An 18,414-nucleotide genomic window follows, 5' to 3' on the forward strand; every position below is an offset into this window, starting at 1 on the left:
GACGCCTTTCCGGCACTGCGTCACACGAGGTCACACGCCCAGTTGGAGTCCGTCGGCCGCTTCCTCCACCATGGCGAGTCCGAGCCGACTGACCCGTACGGAGAAGGGAGCGCCGGCGACCCGCAGCCCGGTCAGGCCGATCTCGCCCAGGGGTGCACTGTGGACCGGGCGCAGGGTGACGGTTCCGGCCGGGGCGTCGGGCCGGATGCCGACGAGCGTGGTCAGCAGCAGGACCCCGGCCGCCGCCGCGGTGGCCGCGGGACGACAGGCGGCCGGATGGGGAAGGGGTGCGCTTCCGTCGCCGCGCTGCTCCCCCGCGTACATCTCCGGGAGGCGTTGGCCGAAGGCTTCGGCCGCCGCCAGTACGCCGCGCAGCAGCGCCGCGCTCTCCTTCTCGTAGCCCGCCACGGCCAGTCCCGCGACGGCGATCGCCGTTTCGTGGACCCGCACGGCGCCGCTGCGGTGGCCGAAGGGGTTGTAGCCGACCTCCTTCGCGCCGAGGCCGCGAAGTCCCCAGCCCGAGTCCATGACGGGGCTGCCGAGCAGCCGGGCGAGGTGTTCGGTCTGCACCTTGTCCAGCAGCCCGGCGGCATGGGCGCCACCGCCCAGCAAGCCGGTGTCGAGGAGGTGGACGGTCGTCGCGCAGAGGTGGGACAGCGGTCGCCCGTCCGCGGCGAGAGCGGCCGCGGGTCGGCCGCCGCCCAGGTCGTCGATCCAGAAGTCCCGCCGGAAAACGGCACGCGTTGCCCGAGCCCACTGCCGCAGCCCGTCGCCGCCGGGTCTGGCGCAGGCGTCGAGCAGGTCGGCGCCGAGCAGGGCCGCACGGTGGGCGTGGGCCTGTGTCTCACAGCGGACGGGCCCGTTGGGCTGGGGGTCGCTCAGGTAGGGCCCGTCACCGACCGCGGTGCGCAACCAGGTGAGGCAGCGCTCGGCCGCCGGCAGCAGTTCCTCCGTCTCCTGGTCGGGCAGACCCCATCGGCGGGCCTCCGCGAGGAGTACCGGGAAGAGCAGCGTGGCCTCGGTACCCGTACAGCCCGGCGGCAGGTGCGCGCCCGTGTCCCGCCGTGGGCCGGGGATCATGCCGCATCGGGGTCCGCGGTCCGTGACCTGGGTGCGGGCGAGGATGCGCAACGTGCCTGAGGCGAGACGGGTGCCGAGTGGCAGCGTCATGCGGGCCGCGGCAAGCGCCTCGGCCGGGGCCAGACCGCAGCGCCACGGCGCCCCCGCCGCCAGGTGGGTGTCGGCGGGGTGCGTGGGGTCTCGCACCAGCAGTGCCTGCAGATCCTCGACGCTGGTCGCGAGAAGTGCCTGGACGCGTGCGTCGTCGCCCGTGGCGTGCGCCGGAGCCAGCGGGCTCGTGGCCGCGCGGCCCACGGCTCGGACCGGACCCGCACCTTCCAGACGCACTCTCAACTCCACGCGGACGCTGCCGCCGGGAGGCACGTCGAAGTCCCAGCGCAGCAGACCCGCGGAGGCGATCGCGTCGGCGGGCGGCGGGTCGGCTGTGACGCACGACGTCCCGGCGGCGCAGGACCAGCGCAGACCGGAGTCGTGGACGCTGGCGGGCAGTTCGGGGCCCACGGTGCCGGACGCGATGGCTCCCAGGTCGGCCAGGTCGGTGCCTAGTGCCACCTCCACCGGGAGGCGCAGTGGCCGGGCCGCGGCGCTGTGCAGCGTGATCCGCTCCGTGCCGTCGGCGGAGCGGGTCCGCTCGACGACGACGTCCGGGTCAGGGCCGCCGTGTGGAGTGACACGGAGGGTGCCGACGAATCGGGCCCGGTCGGCCGACGTCATGCGGGCCTGGACGACCAGCGGCTCGCGTCCCGCCACCCGCACCTGGCAACGGGACAGGATGCGCCGACCCGCCCGGTAGAACCCCTCCAGCCCCCGCCCGGTCAGCTGCCCCTGTTCGGTCGAGATGGCGAGGCCCGGCAGGGCGACGCAGATCATCGCCGTGTGGGCAGGGGGCAGACCGACGGAACGAGGCTGGGCCGGTGACCCGGGCGGCGGCGCGGCGGCTCTGGACGAAGAAGGCGGAGAAGGGCGACGTGACGCGCCTGCGGACCGGAACGGGGACGTGCTGCGGATGCCCTGGTCGGCGCGTGCGCCGGGGGTCGGCACCGGATTGTCGAGGCTCGAGCGTTCGTCGGCGGCGGAGGGCTGAGTCGGCTGATGCATGCGGTGACTTCTTCTGCTCTCTGTGCGCCTCGGGCAGGATCGAGGCCTGGTGGAAGGCTCCGGCAGGGCGGATGCGCTGCGACGGCACGACCCGTGCAGTCGTTCCGCCACTCAGGTGAACGGGGCAGGACTCCCCCAGGTCACGCCCCCGGCCGCAGCCCCCACCGAATGGCGGCCGCCCGGGGCTCGCCGAGCCGACCCCCGGGCGTGGCCGACCGCAGGCGCTCACCGGGCCGGGCCTGGCGGTGTTCGCCCAGCCGCGGCCGTCGGAAGCCACCCACGGCAGGGGGCTGCAGGGTGCCGTCGTCCACGCGCCCCTGCACCGGCTCTCCCCGGCCACGGCCGTCGTTCGGCATGGACCTCGTCGGGCCACATCGGCAGAGCGTCACGCCCTCCCGACGGTGTCGTCGCCGTCGGGCCGTGCTTCTTCCGGACAGTCGCCACGACGTCGTGCGGATGCCTTTCCGGCAGGGCGCGGACGGGAGCCTCCTCGGCTCGGCCCTGCGGGATGTGTGGTGTGCGCCTTCGCCGTGTGAGATCCCTCTCCTCCCGCGCCTCCCGCAGCCGGCGGGTGCCCGGTCCCGGCAGCGGCGGGACGAGAGCGGCGGCGCTTTCGTGCGACCGTGAGCGCGGGCGTCGACACCGATCCTGACGCGCCTGCGGCTGGGCCGTGCGGCCCGGAGTCCGCGACGCCCTTCGCCTGACCGGGGTGGTCCAGCTCTTCGGCTTCGCAGCGGCCGTCCACGTCGTCAGGGTCGCAAGGTTCACCGGGGCGATTCCCTTCGCCCGGACGGCCCGGCCCCTCCCCTGTGGCGTGACTGTCACGCCCCTCCCGTCCCTCGCGCTCGGTGCGCAGACAGCGGCGTACCGACTCGGGGTCGAGGCCTTCGTTGCAGGCCTGGTGCAGGAGGCGGGCGAACAGATATCCCGGGTCCGCGCCCAGGGCCATGGCCAGAGCTTCCCTCGCCTCGAGTTCGTCACCGCTGGACCAGGCGACCCAGCCCGCGAGAGTGAGGGGCGCCGCCGCATACTCGGCGTACGGTCCCACGCAGCGGCGGGCCAGAGCCCGCCACAGCCGCAGGGCGGGGGCGGCCTCGTCGCCCTCCATCCACTGCGCCGCCCAGTCGCGTGTCACACGGTCCTGAAGGCCGAGGATCAGAGCCGCGGCCTCGTCGAATCCGAGCAGTTCGTCGTCTCGGTGGTCCGCAAGGAGAGCGCCCGACACGAGAGGGGCTTCGGCGAAACGTCGCCTGACCCGTCCGGCCAGTTCGAGCGTCTCGTCGGCCACCGCAGCGCGACTCGCCTCATCGAGAATCCTGGGGATGAGCGCCATGCCGACGGCGTCCAGGGCGACTTCCTGTTCCAGCGCGGCACCGGTCTCGAGCGGCAGCAGTCGGGCCCGTAGCTCACGCAGAGTGCCTCGGACCTGGATCCCCGCGTAGGTCGCGGCGGCCGCCAGCACGGAAGTCCCCGGCAGACCCATCGGGACGCCCTCGACCGGGCAGCAGCCCTCGCCCCCGCAGCAGTACGACCAGAAACGGCCGTCCGAGATGCAGAGCGCCTCGATCACGGGGATGTCGAGGCGGCCGCATTCGAGACGTAGCCGGTGGGCCAGCGGCAGCAGTCGTTCCATGACCTGACGGCCCGTCTCGCCCTTCTCCGGCTCCTGGCAGAGGTAGGCGACCATCTGTGCGGGACGATTGCCCCGGCGCTCGCTGCCCTTCACGAGCCCCTGCGCCAATTGGTGGGCGACGGCTCCCCAGTCGTCCGGGTTCGCGGGAATACCGAGGCGGGCACGGCCACCGAACCGGCCCCGTCCGCCCTGGTCGTGCAGGGCGACCAGGACGATGCTGTCCTCCGGCCGGTACCCGAGCAGATAGGGCAACGCGTCGGCCAGCTCGGCCGGTGAGCGCAGGGTGACCTGGTGGGCGGCGGGGCTTGCGCCGTACTCGGCGTTTCCGTCGTACATCGTGTGGCTGACATACGCCGTGTGGCCGCCCGCCGGGGTCTGCCCACTCGCCGCCGTCCGCCCCTCACCTGGCGGGGGCCCGTCGTACGGCACGCCTGCGCCCCTTCCGTTCTGGCCGGCCTGCCCGTCCTGCCCGTCCCATCGACCCCGTCCGTCGTGTTCGCCCCGTCCGTCGCGTTCACCGCGTCCGTCGGGTTCGCCGTGTCCGTCACATCCGTCACGTCCAGTGATGTCGCTGTTTTCGGAGGATCCAGTGGTTTCGCCGTGATTCGTCATGCGCAGACGATCTCGCGGATCACGAAATCCCGCTGAGCCTGTGGATAAGTCGGATCAGGGACATGTCAGACATACGGGATCGTCGGCCCCGGAACCCGCCGAGCGCCCTGCTCCCGCCTCGACCGGGACCGGATTGTCAGCGCCGTCCTGTTGTATGGGGGACATGGAGCACACGAGCAACGCGGATCTCCGGGCCGACGCCGACGCCGTCCTCGCCCGCCTCGTCGGCGACGCCTCGGGCGGGGCCCGGCTGCGCGAGGACCAGTGGCGGGCGATCGAGGCGCTGGTCGCCGACCGGCGCCGGGCCCTCGTCGTCCAGCGGACGGGATGGGGCAAGTCCGCCGTCTACTTCGTGGCGACCTCCCTGCTCCGAGCACGTGGTTCCGGCCCCACCGTGATCGTCTCTCCGCTGCTCGCCCTGATGCGCAACCAGGTCGAGGCCGCCGCCCGGGCCGGTATCCATGCACGAACCATCAACTCCTCGAACACCGAGGAGTGGGAGACCGTGCGGGGCGAGATCGCCGCGGGCGCGGTCGACGTCCTGCTGGTCAGTCCGGAGCGGCTCAACAACCCGGACTTCCGCGACCAGGTACTGCCCGAACTGGCCGCGGCGACCGGGCTGCTCGTGGTCGACGAGGCCCACTGCATCTCCGACTGGGGCCATGACTTCCGGCCGGACTACCGTCGGCTGCGGACCATGCTCGCCGATCTCCCGCCGGGTGTACCGGTGCTCGCGACGACCGCGACCGCCAACGCGCGCGTGACCGCCGACGTCGCCGAACAGCTCGGCACCGGCGGCACATCGGACGCCCTGGTGCTGCGCGGCGCACTGGACCGCGAGAGTCTCAGTCTGAACGTGCTGCGACTGCCCGACGCCGCACACCGGATGGCCTGGCTCGCCGAGCACCTCGACGAACTCCCCGGCTCCGGAATCGTCTACACGCTCACCGTGGCCGCCGCGGAGGAGGTCGCCGCCTTCCTCCGGCAGCGCGGCCACATCGTCACCTCGTACACGGGCCGCACGGAGAACGCCGACCGGCAGCAGGCGGAGGAGGATCTGCTGGCCAACAAGGTGAAGGCGCTGGTCGCCACGTCCGCGCTCGGCATGGGCTTCGACAAGCCCGACCTCGGCTTCGTCGTGCACCTCGGCTCACCCTCGTCCCCGATCGCGTACTACCAGCAGGTGGGCCGCGCGGGACGCGGCGTCGAGCACGCGGAGGTGCTCCTGCTGCCGGGGAGGGAGGACGAGGCGATCTGGGAGTACTTCGCGTCGCTCGCCTTCCCGCCGGAGGAGCTGGTGCGCCGCACGCTGGACGTCCTCGCGCGCGCGGAGCGGCCCGTGTCGCTGCCCGCCCTGGAGCCTTTGGTGGAGCTGCGCCGCTCCCGCCTGGAGACCATGCTCAAGGTCCTCGACGTGGACGGGGCGGTCAAACGGGTCAAGGGCGGCTGGCTCGCGACCGGGCAGCCGTGGACGTACGAGACCGAGCGGTACGAGTGGGTCGCGCGACAGCGCAAGGCCGAGCAGCAGGCCATGCGGGAGTACGCGTCGACGACGGACTGCCGGATGGAGTTCCTCCAGCGCCAACTCGACGACGACGGCGCCAAGCCCTGTGGCCGCTGCGACAACTGCGCGGGAGCGCGCTATGCCGCCGAGACGTCCACGGCCGCGCTGGACGCCGCGCGCGTCGACCTGGGTCGTGCGGGCGTCGAGGTGGAGCCCCGCCGGATGTGGCCGACCGGTCTCCCGGCGATCGGCATGGAGCTCAAGGGGCGCATTCCGGCGGGCGAACAGGCGGCGAACGGACGTGCCCTGGGGCGTCTCTCGGACATCGGCTGGGGCAACCGGCTCCGTCCGATGCTCACCGCCCAGGCTTCCGACGGACCGGTTCCGGACGACGTGGCCAAAGCCGTGGTGGGTGTGTTGGCCGACTGGGCGAAGGGGCCGGGCGGTTGGGCCTCCGGAGCGGCCGACGCCACGGCGCGCCCGGTCGGCGTGGTCACCGTCGCCTCACGCACGCGACCGCGGCTGATCCACTCGCTGGGCGCGCGTATCGCGGAGGTCGGCCGGCTACCGCTCCTGGGGTCGGTGGAGTACACCACCGACGCCTCGACGATCTCCCGCAGCAACAGCGCCCAACGCCTCAAGGCGCTCCACGGCCTGTTGGAGGTGCCGCCCGCGCTCGCTACCACGCTCGCCGAGGCCCGGGGCACTGTCCTGCTCGTGGACGACTACACCGAGACCGGTTGGACCCTCGCGGTCGCGGCCCGGATGCTCCGCCGCGCGGGCGCACAGGGGGTGTTGCCCTTGGTCCTGGCCGTACAGGGCTGACCTCAGAGGCGGCCGACGAAACCCGACCCGGGCTCCCTGATGGGGGCTCGGCCGTCGTGGCCAGGGCGTGGCAGCGCGACCGACTCGTGGTCGGGCGGCGACGGCGTCGGCGGTACCTCGACAGCGGGTGTTCCGTCGAACCTCCTGCCTCAGAGGCACGAACACGGCACGAACACGGCTTGAACGGTGGACGCAGGCGTCGTTCCACGAATCACTGGGTAGGGATATAAGCCATTCACCTCCACATAACGGTCGGTGGCCCCATTTGCTCGTTGCCGCATCCAAGTTCGACAGGAAGAATTGAGGTCCGCTCCCCGCACGGCTCGCCCGTAGTCCGGTAGGGCTCTGCTGCGGTGTGCGCTCTCCCGAATCCGACCCGCCCGCAGTGTGGGCCGTAGCCGAAGGGAGGATCGTGACCTTCGGATTCGCTCCGTCCTCGGCGGCATCGTTGTCGACGTCCACGTCCGCCACCTCCGCCAACCGCTTGCTCGAGCCTGCCGAATGGGCCGCGGCCGGCATTCCGCTGCTGCGCAACCCACGGGAAGTCGTCAGCGGGCTGCACTCGCGGCACCGACCACGGCCGGCCACCGCGATCGTGGCCGTGCTCGACCCGGACGAACGGGTGCGGGCCAGCGCCTCGTTCACCCGGCGTCAGGCCTCGACCGACGGCTGGATGTTCCGCAACGCGCTGCTCGCCCAACTGCGCCGGGTCGTCCCGCACGACCTGCGACGCCGTACGCCTGTGCGCACCGCCGTGCTGCTCTACTGCCGCGAGGGCGACGCGAACTGGACCGAGGAGGACGGGGCGTGGATGTGGGGCCTGCGTGACGCCTGCACGCTGCACGGGTTGCGCTGCGGTGCGTACATCACTCTGACCCAGGACGGCTGGCAGGTCCTCGGGGAGGGCCGGGGAGGCCGTCGCCCCAACTCGCACTCGGCTCCGGAACCGTTCGCCCTGTCCGAGGCCCCGCCTCCGCTGCCACGGACCGGCGGCTCCGCCTCAGAGGTACTGCGCCGCGCGGCCGCTCGCTGAAGGGCGCCCGGTGTAACGCCTCGTACCCGACCGATCGGCGTCGGCGCCCGCAACGACGCGGGCGCCACGGCTGCTTGACTGTGCCGTCGAGCGGGCCTGGCAGCCGCCGAGGACCAGATCCTCCTCGGAGCAAACCCCGTCGGACAACGCCGGGCAGGGCCGGATCAGACGACACCGGCCCGGGCGCACCAAGAAGCGTGCGCCGAGACCTCCGTCCTCCCGCGCACGCGTATCCGCGCACCGGAAGACGTCGTGCGGGCACACCACAGAGGCGCCGCGGCAGCGACGCCTCCATGGTCCCGACGCCTCGCGGCCTGCCGGAACCGGCTCAGACGCCCGCGCCGAGCGCCGCGTTGATCTGCTGCGGGTCACCGCAGACGATCAGCAGGGCAGCGGCCCGAGCGCGGGCCAGCGGCAGAGTGGTGACGGCCGCGGTGTCGGGCCCGCCGTTGACGGCGACCACGACGACCGGACGCACACCCGCTCGGCCCGCTACGGCGGCATCGGCGTAGAAGACGTCGTCCCCCGCGTCGTGCTGCGCCCAGTAGGGCGCCTCGCCGAAGGACAGTTCGTGGGCGGCCCAGGGATGCTGTTCGCCGGTGGTGATCACCAGCACGTCCCCTGGAGCACGGCCCGATTCCAGGAGGAGGTCCACGGCCTCCTCGGCGGCGTCCAGCGCGCCCTCGGCCGAGGCCGGGATCAACTGGACCTGGGGAGTCACCGCTGCGGGCGCGGCGGCGACAGGAGCGGCCGGGGCCGAGGGCCCGGGCTTGGCGGCCACGTCACGTGGTGTGCGTTGCGCCGGCGGCGTGGGCCGAAGGGGTCCGGGACGACCGGGACGCGACGGAGCCGCGGGACGGGGTCCGGGTACAGGTCGAGGGGTCGGCGCTGTGCGGCCGCTGGCCGGAGTGGCGCGGGGACCCTGGGCACTCTCGTGAATCTGAGGCTCCTCGGGAATGAGAGGCATGGGCTGTTTCTTATCAAACGTTGGTGCGACACGCGCCAGCGGGTGGCACACGGTGCGGCCGGAATCGTCAGAAGTCGAAGCCGAGCTGACCTTCGATCTCCGGAACGCTTCCGTTCGCCCAGCTGCGGGCCTTCTTGAGGTGCCGCCACTGGGGCAGCGCATCAAGATACGCCCACGACAACCGGTGGTACGGGGTGGGGCCCCGCTCCTCCAGTGCGGCCTTGTGCACGGGCGACGGATACCCGGCATTGTCCGCAAAACCGAAGTCTGCATGGTCGATACCCAGTTCGGCCATCATTTTGTCGCGCTGGACCTTGGCGATCACCGAGGCCGCCGCGACCGCCACGCACGACTGGTCGCCCTTGATCACCGTGCGAACCTGCCACGGGTCGCCGAGATAGTCGTGTTTCCCGTCGAGGATCACCGCGTCCGGGCGGATCGGGAGCGCTTCCAGGGCCCGCCCGGCGGCGAGCCGCAGCGCGGCGGTCATGCCCAGGTCGTCGATCTCCTCCGGGGAGGCGTGCCCAAGGGCGTAGGACGTCACCCACGTCAGCAGCACCTCGGCAAGCTCGGTGCGCCGCTTGATCGTGAGCAGCTTGGAATCGGTGAGACCGGCGGGGGGTCGGCGGAGTCCGGTGACCGCCGCGCAGACGGTGACAGGTCCGGCCCACGCACCGCGGCCGACCTCGTCGACACCGGCAATGACCTTGGCTCCGGTGGTGGCGCGCAGAGAGCGCTCGACGGTGTGAGTGGGTGGTTCGTACGGCATGGCGTCCCTAGATTACGCCGCCCGGATCCCCTCGCGACACCCCGGTCGGCGCCGGCCCCTCAGGGCTCGAGAGCAACGGCGTCGAAGCCGCGGTCAGGGGGCGTCCGGCCGCAGCAGCGGCAGCATGAGCCGGTCGATCATCTCATCGAGCTCTCGATCATTCCATTCGCATGCGCACATCTTTGATCGATACATCATCATGGCCGGGATGACGTCGAAGACATATCCGTTCGCCGCGTCGGGCCGCACTTCCCCCCGCTTGATTCCGCGGCTGATGACCTCATGAAGGAGCTTGACGGTCGGCTCGACCACGCCCTCGAGGATCAGAGCCTGGAAGCGCTCCGCCTGGGACGGATCGCATTCGTGAATCACCGAACGCAACGCGAAACCAGGACGGGAGAACATCGCGTCGCGCGCATCGCGGCACAGTGCCGCCAGATCCTCCCGCACGCTCCCCAGATCGGCTGCGGCGTCCAGTCTGGGCAGTCCGGCCCGCAGGGCGTCCGCGACCAGGTCCTCCTTGGAGGGCCAGCGGCGGTAGACGGCGGCCTTGCCGGTCTGGGCGCCGGCCGCGACGCCCTCCATCGTGAGGCCGTTCCAGCCGACGGTGCCCAGTTGCTCCAGTGCGGCGTCGAGAATCGCACGTTCGAGCACGGCGCCGCGCCGGCGGGGGGAGGTCGCCGGAGCGGGGGCGGCCGTCCAGCGCGAAGTAACCATCTGAGTGTCTCCAGCGAGCAGAAGGAGCGGGGACTACGGGGTGGAGCAAGGCTCCGCACGACTGCGGCGGGGGACACGCCGAGAGGCGACGCCACAAGTGAACGCTTGCGTTCACTACGGAGGACTCACTACCGTTGACGGGCCAGTGAACGCCAGCGTTCACTAACGCTCTTGTGGGGGACTCATAGTGACAACCTCTCAGTTGATTCAGAACCAGAAGCCGGGCGCCGCCCGCCGGGAGGGACACCCCGGCATCGCACTCACCGTCATCGCGGCCTGCCAACTCATGGTGGTACTCGATGCGACGATTGTGAACATCGCCCTCCCGCACATTCAAGGCGCGCTCAACTTCAGCACCACCGATCTCACCTGGGTGGTCAGCGCCTACACACTCACCTTCGGCGGCCTGTTGCTGCTCGGAGCCCGAGCCGGGGACATCCTCGGGCGACGCCGGGTGTTCATGGCCGGCATCCTGCTCTTCACCTTCGCCTCGCTGCTCGGCGGACTGGCCCAGGAGCCCTGGCAACTGCTGGCCGCGCGTGTCCTGCAGGGCGTGGGAGGCGCCGTCGCGTCGCCCACCTCCCTGGCGCTCATCACCACGACGTTCCCCGAAGGACCGGAGCGGAACCGGGCCTTCGGCGTGTTCGCCGCGGTCTCCGCGGGCGGCGGCGCCATCGGCCTGCTCGCGGGCGGCATGCTCACCGAGTGGCTCGACTGGCGGTGGGTGCTGTTCGTCAACGTGCCCATCGGCATACTCATCGCCGCCCTCGCGCCGCTGTACATCAGCGAGTCCGAGCGCCACCCGGGGCGCTTCGACATCGCCGGCGCGCTGACTTCGACGGCAGGCATGGCCTCCCTGGTCTATGCCTTCATCCGCGCCGCGGAGGCAGGTTGGCGGGACGGTCTGACCCTTGGCGCCTTCGGTGCCGCGGTGGCCTTGCTGATCGCCTTCGTGTTCACGGAGATGCGGGCCAAGGAGCCGATCACCCCGTTGAAGATGTTCGCCGACCGCAACCGCTCGGGTACGTACGTGATCATGCTGAGCCTCGCTGCGGCCATGTTCGGCATGTTCTTCTACATTGTGCTCTTCGTGCAGAACGTGCTGGGCTACAGCCCGATCAAGGCCGGCCTCGCCTTCCTTCCCGTCACGGTCGCCATCGCGACCGGCGCGGGTCTGTCGCAGCGCTTCCTGCCGGTGCTGGGCCCCAAGCCGTTCATGCTCACCGGATCCACTCTGGTCGCCATCGGTCTCACCTGGCAGGCCTTCATCAGCCCGGACAGCTCCTACGCCGGTGGGGTGCTCGGACCGATGCTGGTCTTCGGCTTCGGTATGGGGTTGAACTTCGTGACGGTGACGGTCACCGCGGTCTCGGGTGTCGCCCCACAGGAAGCGGGCGCCGCGTCCGGCCTGCTCAACGCCACGCAACAGGTGGGGGGTTCGCTCGGACTGTCCATCCTGACGACCGTCTTCGGTACGGCGAGCAAGGACGAGGCGGAGAAGCAGCTGCCGAAGTTCCTCGCCGAGGGATCCGCGGAACAGAAGGCCGAGTTCGCCAAGACGCACCAACTGCCCGCGCCCTGGGGACACGAGGTGCTCGCCCACGGCATCTCGACGGCCTTCATCCCGGCCGCCGCGATGGCCGCACTCGCACTGGTGACGGCCTGGCTCGTGATCCGCGTCCGCAAGAGCGACCTGGAGGCGCTCTCCGGTACGGCGGGCCCCGCGGTCGGCTGACAGCACGGGTCCACGGGCCGATCTCGGAGCGGCGCCGCCCGACAGGGCGAAGGCGCGTCCGCCGCTCCCCGATCGGCCCGCCCTGCCGCCCGGCACCAACAGCATGATCACGAAAAGAACGAACCGCACGCCCACCCCCTACGCCGCTGCCGCAGTCGCCCGCCGCTCCGCCCACTCGACCACTCGCCCATGTGTACGCATACGTCACACGGCGGTTGTCAGGAGAACGCGCAGCCGGTCACGCAGAGTTCCCACCGGACACTGTGAGTTCCCACCGGAGGGCGCATGCGGCGTGTCAGACGGATGCGGGCATCCATCCCGGCAGCGCTTCGACCTGCCCCGCCCACGCCCCTGGAGGCGCTCCGGCCTTGCCGGACGCCAGTACCCCTCCCACGATGGCGCAGGTCGTGTCCACGTCCCCGCCGACCTGCGCGGTCGTCCAGAACGCCGTCTCGTAGTCGGTGAGGGCCCGAGCGGCCGACCAGATCGCGAAGGGGACGGTGTCGTGGGCCGAGGTACGCCGTCCGCAGCCCAGCACCGCCGCCACGGTGGCCGCGTCGGCGTAGTCGAGCATGTCCCTGGCGCGGCGCAGGCCGGCGCCGACGGCGCTCTTCGGGACGAGGGCGATGACACCGTCCAGCAGCGCCTCGGCGCTCGGCGGGCCTTCCGTGGCGCCTGCCAGTGCGGCGGCCGCGGCGACGGCCATGGCCCCGACCACGGCCTCACGGTGCTGATGCGTGGGGTAGGCGGAGATCTCCGCCTGGTGGGTCGCCTGCTCGGGATCATGCGCGTACCAGGCGCCCAGCGGGGCGATCCGCATCGCGGCGCCGTTGCCCCAGGACCCCTGCCCGTTGAAGAGGGCGGCCGACAGTTCACGCCAGTCGGCGCCCTCCCGGACCAGCCTCAGCAGCCGGTTGACCGCAGGGCCGTACCCGCGGTCGAAGTCATGGTGCTCCGCGAAGGAGTGGGCCAGGGCGTCCTGGTCGATGCGGTCATGGGTCGCCAGGACGGCCACGACGGAGCAGGCCATCTCGGTGTCGTCGGTCCACTGCCATGGGCCGGGAGGCAGCTCGCGGCGCTGCAGCAGCGGGTAGTTCGCCGGCACGAAGAACTGGGAGCCCAGCGCGTCACCCACGGCGAGGCCGCGCAGGCTGGCAAGGGCACGTTCCAGGCGCCCGTCGGGAGAGGTGTCAACGGTCATCGATCTCCCACTCTATCCGGTGATCCCGTAGGGCTCCGGATCTCGCCAGCGGTTGAAGGGCCGGTCAAGCGTGTACCTGCCGTCGTCCCCGAGAACGAGCATGCGCATCTCGGCGTTCCCCGGGTTCGCGAGGGACTCGAATTCGGCGACCGTCCAATGGAACCAGCGCATGCAGAACAGGCGCATCGCCAGGCCGTGGGTCACGAGGAGTACGTTCGGCGGATGGTCCGGGGCCTCGAAGCTGCGGAACAGGCTCTCCAGGAAGCCGCCGACCCGGTCGTAGACGTCGGCTCCGCTCTCGCCCTGCGCGAAGCGGTAGAAGAAGTGCCCGTAGGCGTCCCGGTAGGTCTTCTGCAGCCGTACGTCGTCGCGGTCCTGCCAGTTTCCCCAGTCCTGCTCACGCAGCCGGGGCTCCTCGCGTACCCGTATGAGATCGGGGTCGAGGTGGAAGGCGCGGAGGGTCTCATGCGTCCGCCGATAGGGGGAGACGTACACGCTGACCCGCTCTCGGCCGAACACCTCCCGCAGGTTCTTTCCCGTTTCCTCGGCCTGCCGCCATCCTCGGTCGGTCAGGGCGAGTGCATGGTCGGGTTCACGCTCGTAGACGGTGTCATCAACATTGCCCGTTGACTCCCCGTGGCGGACAAGGACGATGCGCCGTGGTCGTGCCATGCCAAAACCCTAGATCGGATGACGGCCGATCGAGCACTCGTGGGGCCTCCATACGGCGCAGGTCACACAGATCCCGCATCAGAAGGCCCAAAACAGCACACGATCATCGCGCTCCGGGGTGAATCCGGATTTCAAACCGTCCAGGTCGACTCGAGCTCGACGATGTCACCGGTGAGGGCCGAGATGTCCGCCTCGGTCTGGGCGCGCAGTGCCAGCCGCTCCACGCGCTCGGTCCGGTACTTGCCGTGTTCTGCCTCCGAGCGCCACATCGACAGGACCATGAACTCGTTCCCCGGCGCCTCGGCGAACAGCCCGCGGATCATGCCGGGCGAGCCGGCCATGGCGGGGTTCCACACCTTCTCCTGCATCAGGGTGAAGTGCTCGGCACGTTCCTCGTGCACCCGGCACAGGGCCACCCGCAGCAGGTCGGAGTCGGTGAAGCGGGGCTCGAAGCCGGTCTTCACGTCGAAGCGGTAGTCGAACAGGCGCACCTGGGCGTCCTTGAAGGTGCCCGACTGGGCCGCCGCCAGCCGGTCGTGGGAGCGCGCCATGAAGGAGTCGTAGAAGGCGCGGCTCTCCCAGAAGGCGAAGACATGCGCGACCCCGGGGCGCCCCCTGCTCCAGCCCCCGCCCTGTCCCCGAAATCCCGGCTCCCCCAGAAGCCCCGCCCACTTTCGCTGTCCCCGTTCGAAACCGCGGCGGTCCACCACGGTGCAGCGAATCCACTTGACCAGCACCGCGCCATGGTACGGCCAGCAGGCGTGGCGTTGGTCACTCTCGGGCACAGAGCGGTCCTGCGACGGTGCACGCGCGCGTGGCAGGATGGACAACCAGCCCTGACGGTCGGCCAGTTCGGGGCGACTGCAGACGGGGACACGGGGAGGGGAAGTCCGGTGAGCGGGCTCAACAAGGGAATCCGCAAGATCGAGATGGCGCTGAAGTGGGACCCGAGTCCTACGGGACAGCCGCCCACCGATCTGGACATTGTGGCCGCGACCTATCTGGCGAGCGATCCGAAGGGCGCCCCTGCCTATGTGGTGCACTTCGACAGTCGCTCCCCGGACGGCACGATCTATCTCAACCGGGACAGCAAGGACGGCAAGGGGTTCGGCTGGGACGAGGTGATGACGCTGGAACTCGACCGCCTGGACGCGCGGTACGCGCGCGTGGTCGTCGGCGTCGTCATCCAGCAGAACACCGAGCACCGCACCTTCGTCGGCGTGCTCAACCCCGCTTTCCGGATACGGGAGGGCTACACCGTCCTGGACGAGGACGAATTCGGCGAGGTTCTCGGTGCGACCGCGGCGACGGTCGCGGAGTTCGTGCGCGAGACGTCGGACGGGTGGTCGTTCCACTCCGGCGTCCAGGGCTTCGAGGACGACCCGGCGACGTTCACGAGGATCATGGGCCAGCTGCGCCGACCCTGACGGTGGCGCGGCGGCCCGGAGCCGCAGAACGCCGAGGGCGGTGGAGCCGAGTACCGGCTCCACCGCCCTGACCAGCTAGGTCACACCCAGCAGAGGCGAGACATCAGCTGCAGCCGCTGGTCGACCCGCAGCCCTCGCAGATGTAGCAGGAACCGGCCCGCTGCATCTTCGTACCGCAGGAGAAGCACAGCGGGGCGTCGGCCTGGATGCCCAGCTGCATCTCCACCAGCTCGGCGCTGGTGTGGGCCTGCTGCGGGGCGGGCTTGGCCACCTCGACGTCGGCCTTCGGGGTGGCGACGGCCTTCAGGTCCGTCTGGCGCGGGGCGGACTGGGCGAGCCCCTCGACGTCCACGTCCTCCTCCTCGAGGTTCGGCTCGTACGAGCCGGTCTCCAGGTGGCGCTGACGCTCCTCGGCGGAGTGGATGCCGAGCGCGGAGCGCGTCTCGAAGGGCAGGAAGTCGAGCGCCAGGCGACGGAAGATGTAGTCGACGATCGACTGCGCCATCCGCACGTCCGGGTCGTCGGTCATGCCGGCCGGCTCGAAGCGCATGTTCGTGAACTTCGAGACGTACGTCTCCAGCGGCACGCCGTACTGGAGGCCGACGGAGACCGCGATGGAGAAGGCGTCCATCATGCCGGCGAGGGTCGAACCCTGCTTGGACATCTTCAGGAAGACCTCGCCGAGACCGTCGTCCGGGTAGGAGTTGGCGGTCATGTAGCCCTCGGCGCCGCCGACCGTGAACGAGGTCGTGATGCCGGGACGGCCCTTGGGCAGGCGCTTGCGGACCGGGCGGTACTCGATGACCTTCTCGACCGCGGTGCGGATCGTGTCCTCGGCCTTCGCGGTGACCTCGGCCTTCTCCTTCTCCTTGGTCTTCGCGGAGAGGGGCTGGCCGACCTTGCAGTTGTCGCGGTAGATCGCGAGCGCCTTGACGCCGAGCTTCCAGGCCTCGAAGTAGATCTCCTCGACTTCCTCGACGGTCGCCGTCTCCGGCATGTTGACCGTCTTGGAGATGGCGCCGGAGATCCAGGGCTGGATCGCGGCCATCATGCGGACGTGGCCCATCGGGGAGATGGCGCGCTCGCCCATGGCGCAGTCGAAGACCTCGTAGTGCTCGTGCTTGAGGCTCGGCGCGTCGATCACATTGCCGTTCTCGGCGATATGGGCGACGATCGCCTCGATCTGCTCCTCCTGGTAGCCCAGGCGGCGCAGGGCCTGCGGCACGGTGCCGTTGACGATCTGCATCGAGCCGCCGCCGACCAGCTTCTTGAACTTGACCAGGGCGAGGTCGGGCTCGACGCCGGTGGTGTCGCAGGACATCGCCAGACCGATGGTGCCGGTCGGGGCGAGCACGGACGCCTGGGAGTTACGGAAACCGTTCTTCTCACCGAGACGCAGCACGTCCTGCCAGGCCTCGGTCGCCGCGGCCCAGACCGGGCTGTCCAGGTCGTCCGTGCGGACGGCCGTGCCGTTGGCGTCGGAGTGCTGCTTCATGACGCGGTTGTGGGCGTCGGCGTTACGGGCGTAGCCGTCGTAGGGGCCGACGACCGAGGCCAGCTCGGCGGAGCGACGGTAGGCCGTGCCCGTCATCAGGGAGGTGATCGCGCCGGCCAGGGAGCGGCCGCCGTCGGAGTCGTACGCGTGACCGGTGGCCATCAGCAGGGCGCCGAGGTTGGCGTAGCCGATGCCGAGCTGGCGGAACGCGCGCGTGTTCTCGCCGATCTTCTGGGTCGGGAAGTCCGCGAAGCAGATGGAGATGTCCATCGCGGTGATGACGAGCTCGACGACCTTCTGGAAGCGGTCGGCCTCGAAGGACTGGTTGCCCTTGCTGTCGTCCTTGAGGAACTTCATCAGGTTCAGCGAGGCGAGGTTGCAGGACGTGTTGTCCAGGTGCATGTACTCGCTGCACGGGTTCGACGCGGTGATCCGGCCGGACTCGGGGCAGGTGTGCCAGTTGTTGATCACACCGTCGTACTGGATGCCCGGGTCGGCACAGGCCCACGCGGCCTCGGCAAGCTTGCGGAACAGCGCCTTGGCGTCGACCTTCTCGATGATCTCGCCGCTCATCCGCGCGCGGAGGCCGAACTGACCGCCCTGCTCGACAGCCGTCATGAACTCGTCGTTCACCCGGACCGAGTTGTTGGCGTTCTGGTACTGGACGGACGTGATGTCGTCGCCGCCCAGGTCCATGTCGAAGCCCGCGTCGCGCAGAGCGCGGATCTTCTCCTCTTCCTTCACCTTGGTCGCGATGAAGTCCTCGATGTCCGGGTGATCCACGTCGAGGACGACCATCTTGGCCGCCCGGCGAGTGGCGCCACCGGACTTGATGGTGCCGGCGGAGGCGTCGGCGCCACGCATGAAGGAGACCGGTCCGGAGGCGTTGCCGCCGGAGGAGAGGAGCTCCTTGGAGGAGCGGATGCGGGAAAGGTTCAGGCCCGCACCGGAACCGCCCTTGAAGATCATGCCCTCTTCCTTGTACCAGTCGAGGATCGACTCCATGGAGTCGTCGACGGCAAGGATGAAGCAGGCGGAGACCTGCTGGGGCTGCGGCGTGCCCACGTTGAACCAGACGGGGCTGTTGAAGCTGAAGATCTGGTGCAGGAGGGCGTACGCCAGCTCGTGCTCGAAGATCTCGGCGTCGGCGGGCGAGACGAAGTACTTGTGGTCCTCGCCGGCCTTCCGGTACGTCTTCACGATGCGGTCGATCAGCTGCCTGAGGCTGACCTCGCGCTGCGGGGTGCCGACGGCACCGCGGAAGTACTTGCTGGTGACGATGTTGACCGCGTTCACCGACCAGAAGTCGGGGAACTCGACGCCACGCTGCTCGAAATTGACCGAGCCGTCGCGCCAGTTGGTCATGACGACGTCACGGCGCTCCCAGACCACCTCGTCGTACGGGTGCACGCCGGGGGTGGTGTGGATGCGCTCGATACGCAGGCCCTTGGTGGTCTTGGCGCCCTTAGCTCGGGAACCTCGTGCCGGACCGCTCGCCGTCTCTGTCATGCCGCCTCCCTCTACGGGCGAAAACGCCCTGAAATGCCACGCTGTTCCCGTGACACGGTGTTCTGTCTTGTGCTGTGGGCATACACGCGCTATCGCCCACAGCAGGTGTTGGTCCGCCGCCGCCCGGCCGGTCCCGG

13 protein-coding genes are annotated in these 18,414 nt (G+C 70.4%); 4 read left to right on the forward strand and 9 right to left on the reverse strand.

Translation table 11 applies throughout. The features are described 5' to 3' along the window. Positions 1–30: 30 nt before the first annotated feature. A complete protein-coding gene (locus tag ABZ725_RS23185) occupies positions 31–1,950 on the reverse strand; it encodes a glycogen debranching N-terminal domain-containing protein (RefSeq protein WP_358804540.1) in 1,920 nt (639 codons plus the stop codon). Positions 1,951–2,563: 613 nt separating this feature from the next. Then, positions 2,564–4,423, reverse strand: coding sequence for a DUF4192 domain-containing protein (locus ABZ725_RS23190; RefSeq protein ID WP_358804469.1), 1,860 nt, complete (start codon positions 4,421–4,423; stop codon positions 2,564–2,566). A gap of 163 nt (positions 4,424–4,586) precedes the next feature. On the opposite strand from ABZ725_RS23190, the gene ABZ725_RS23195 reads away from it, so the two are divergent. Both ABZ725_RS23195 and ABZ725_RS23200 read left to right on the forward strand, forming a co-directional pair. After that, the gene (locus ABZ725_RS23195) at positions 4,587–6,752 is read left to right on the forward strand and encodes a RecQ family ATP-dependent DNA helicase (protein WP_358804470.1); all 2,166 of its coding nucleotides are present in this window, start codon (positions 4,587–4,589) and stop codon (positions 6,750–6,752) included. 412 nt (positions 6,753–7,164) lie between these two features. Beyond that, entirely contained in the window at positions 7,165–7,785 is a 621-nt protein-coding gene (locus tag ABZ725_RS23200) for a hypothetical protein (protein WP_351909543.1), read from the forward strand. Positions 7,786–8,113: 328 nt separating this feature from the next. Here the strand turns inward: ABZ725_RS23200 and ABZ725_RS23205 are convergent, their stop codons facing one another. The 3 genes from ABZ725_RS23205 to ABZ725_RS23215 form a co-directional block, all read right to left on the reverse strand. Continuing rightward, positions 8,114–8,752 carry a hypothetical protein gene (locus ABZ725_RS23205; RefSeq protein WP_358804471.1) on the reverse strand — a complete coding sequence of 213 codons (639 nt, stop codon included), beginning with the start codon at positions 8,750–8,752 and terminating at the stop codon, positions 8,114–8,116. Positions 8,753–8,819: 67 nt separating this feature from the next. Beyond that, positions 8,820–9,521 (reverse strand): ribonuclease HII, encoded by a 702-nt coding sequence (locus ABZ725_RS23210; RefSeq protein ID WP_358804472.1) that lies wholly within the window; start codon positions 9,519–9,521, stop codon positions 8,820–8,822. A gap of 93 nt (positions 9,522–9,614) precedes the next feature. After that, entirely contained in the window at positions 9,615–10,238 is a 624-nt protein-coding gene (locus tag ABZ725_RS23215; RefSeq protein WP_358804473.1) for a TetR/AcrR family transcriptional regulator, read from the reverse strand. A gap of 187 nt (positions 10,239–10,425) precedes the next feature. Between ABZ725_RS23215 and ABZ725_RS23220 the strand changes: the two genes are divergently transcribed. Next, positions 10,426–11,973 carry an MFS transporter gene (locus tag ABZ725_RS23220; protein ID WP_351909537.1) on the forward strand — a complete coding sequence of 516 codons (1,548 nt, stop codon included), beginning with the start codon at positions 10,426–10,428 and terminating at the stop codon, positions 11,971–11,973. A gap of 295 nt (positions 11,974–12,268) precedes the next feature. On the opposite strand, the gene ABZ725_RS23225 is transcribed toward ABZ725_RS23220, so the two are convergent. From ABZ725_RS23225 to ABZ725_RS23235, 3 genes are all read right to left on the reverse strand, one after another. Beyond that, positions 12,269–13,174 carry an ADP-ribosylglycohydrolase family protein gene (locus ABZ725_RS23225; RefSeq protein WP_358804474.1) on the reverse strand — a complete coding sequence of 302 codons (906 nt, stop codon included), beginning with the start codon at positions 13,172–13,174 and terminating at the stop codon, positions 12,269–12,271. Between the two features lie 12 nt (positions 13,175–13,186). Continuing rightward, the gene (locus ABZ725_RS23230) at positions 13,187–13,846 is read right to left on the reverse strand and encodes a histidine phosphatase family protein (RefSeq protein ID WP_358804475.1); all 660 of its coding nucleotides are present in this window, start codon (positions 13,844–13,846) and stop codon (positions 13,187–13,189) included. A 131-nt stretch (positions 13,847–13,977) separates the two neighbouring features. Further along, complete coding sequence (locus ABZ725_RS23235; protein WP_358804476.1) at positions 13,978–14,583, reverse strand: YdbC family protein; 606 nt, start codon at positions 14,581–14,583, stop codon at positions 13,978–13,980. Positions 14,584–14,739: 156 nt separating this feature from the next. Here ABZ725_RS23235 and ABZ725_RS23240 point away from each other — a divergent pair, with 156 nt between their 5' ends. Further along, positions 14,740–15,273 (forward strand): TerD family protein, encoded by a 534-nt coding sequence (locus ABZ725_RS23240; protein ID WP_358804477.1) that lies wholly within the window; start codon positions 14,740–14,742, stop codon positions 15,271–15,273. Positions 15,274–15,376: 103 nt separating this feature from the next. On the opposite strand, the gene ABZ725_RS23245 is transcribed toward ABZ725_RS23240, so the two are convergent. Continuing rightward, on the reverse strand, positions 15,377–18,277 hold the full coding sequence (locus ABZ725_RS23245; RefSeq protein WP_358804478.1) for a vitamin B12-dependent ribonucleotide reductase: 2,901 nt from the start codon (positions 18,275–18,277) through the stop codon (positions 15,377–15,379). Between the last annotated feature and the right edge of the window lie 137 nt (positions 18,278–18,414).

Origin of the sequence: Streptomyces sp. NPDC006872 (genome assembly GCF_040635845.1) — a bacterium.
Lineage (GTDB): Bacteria > Actinomycetota > Actinomycetes > Streptomycetales > Streptomycetaceae > Streptomyces.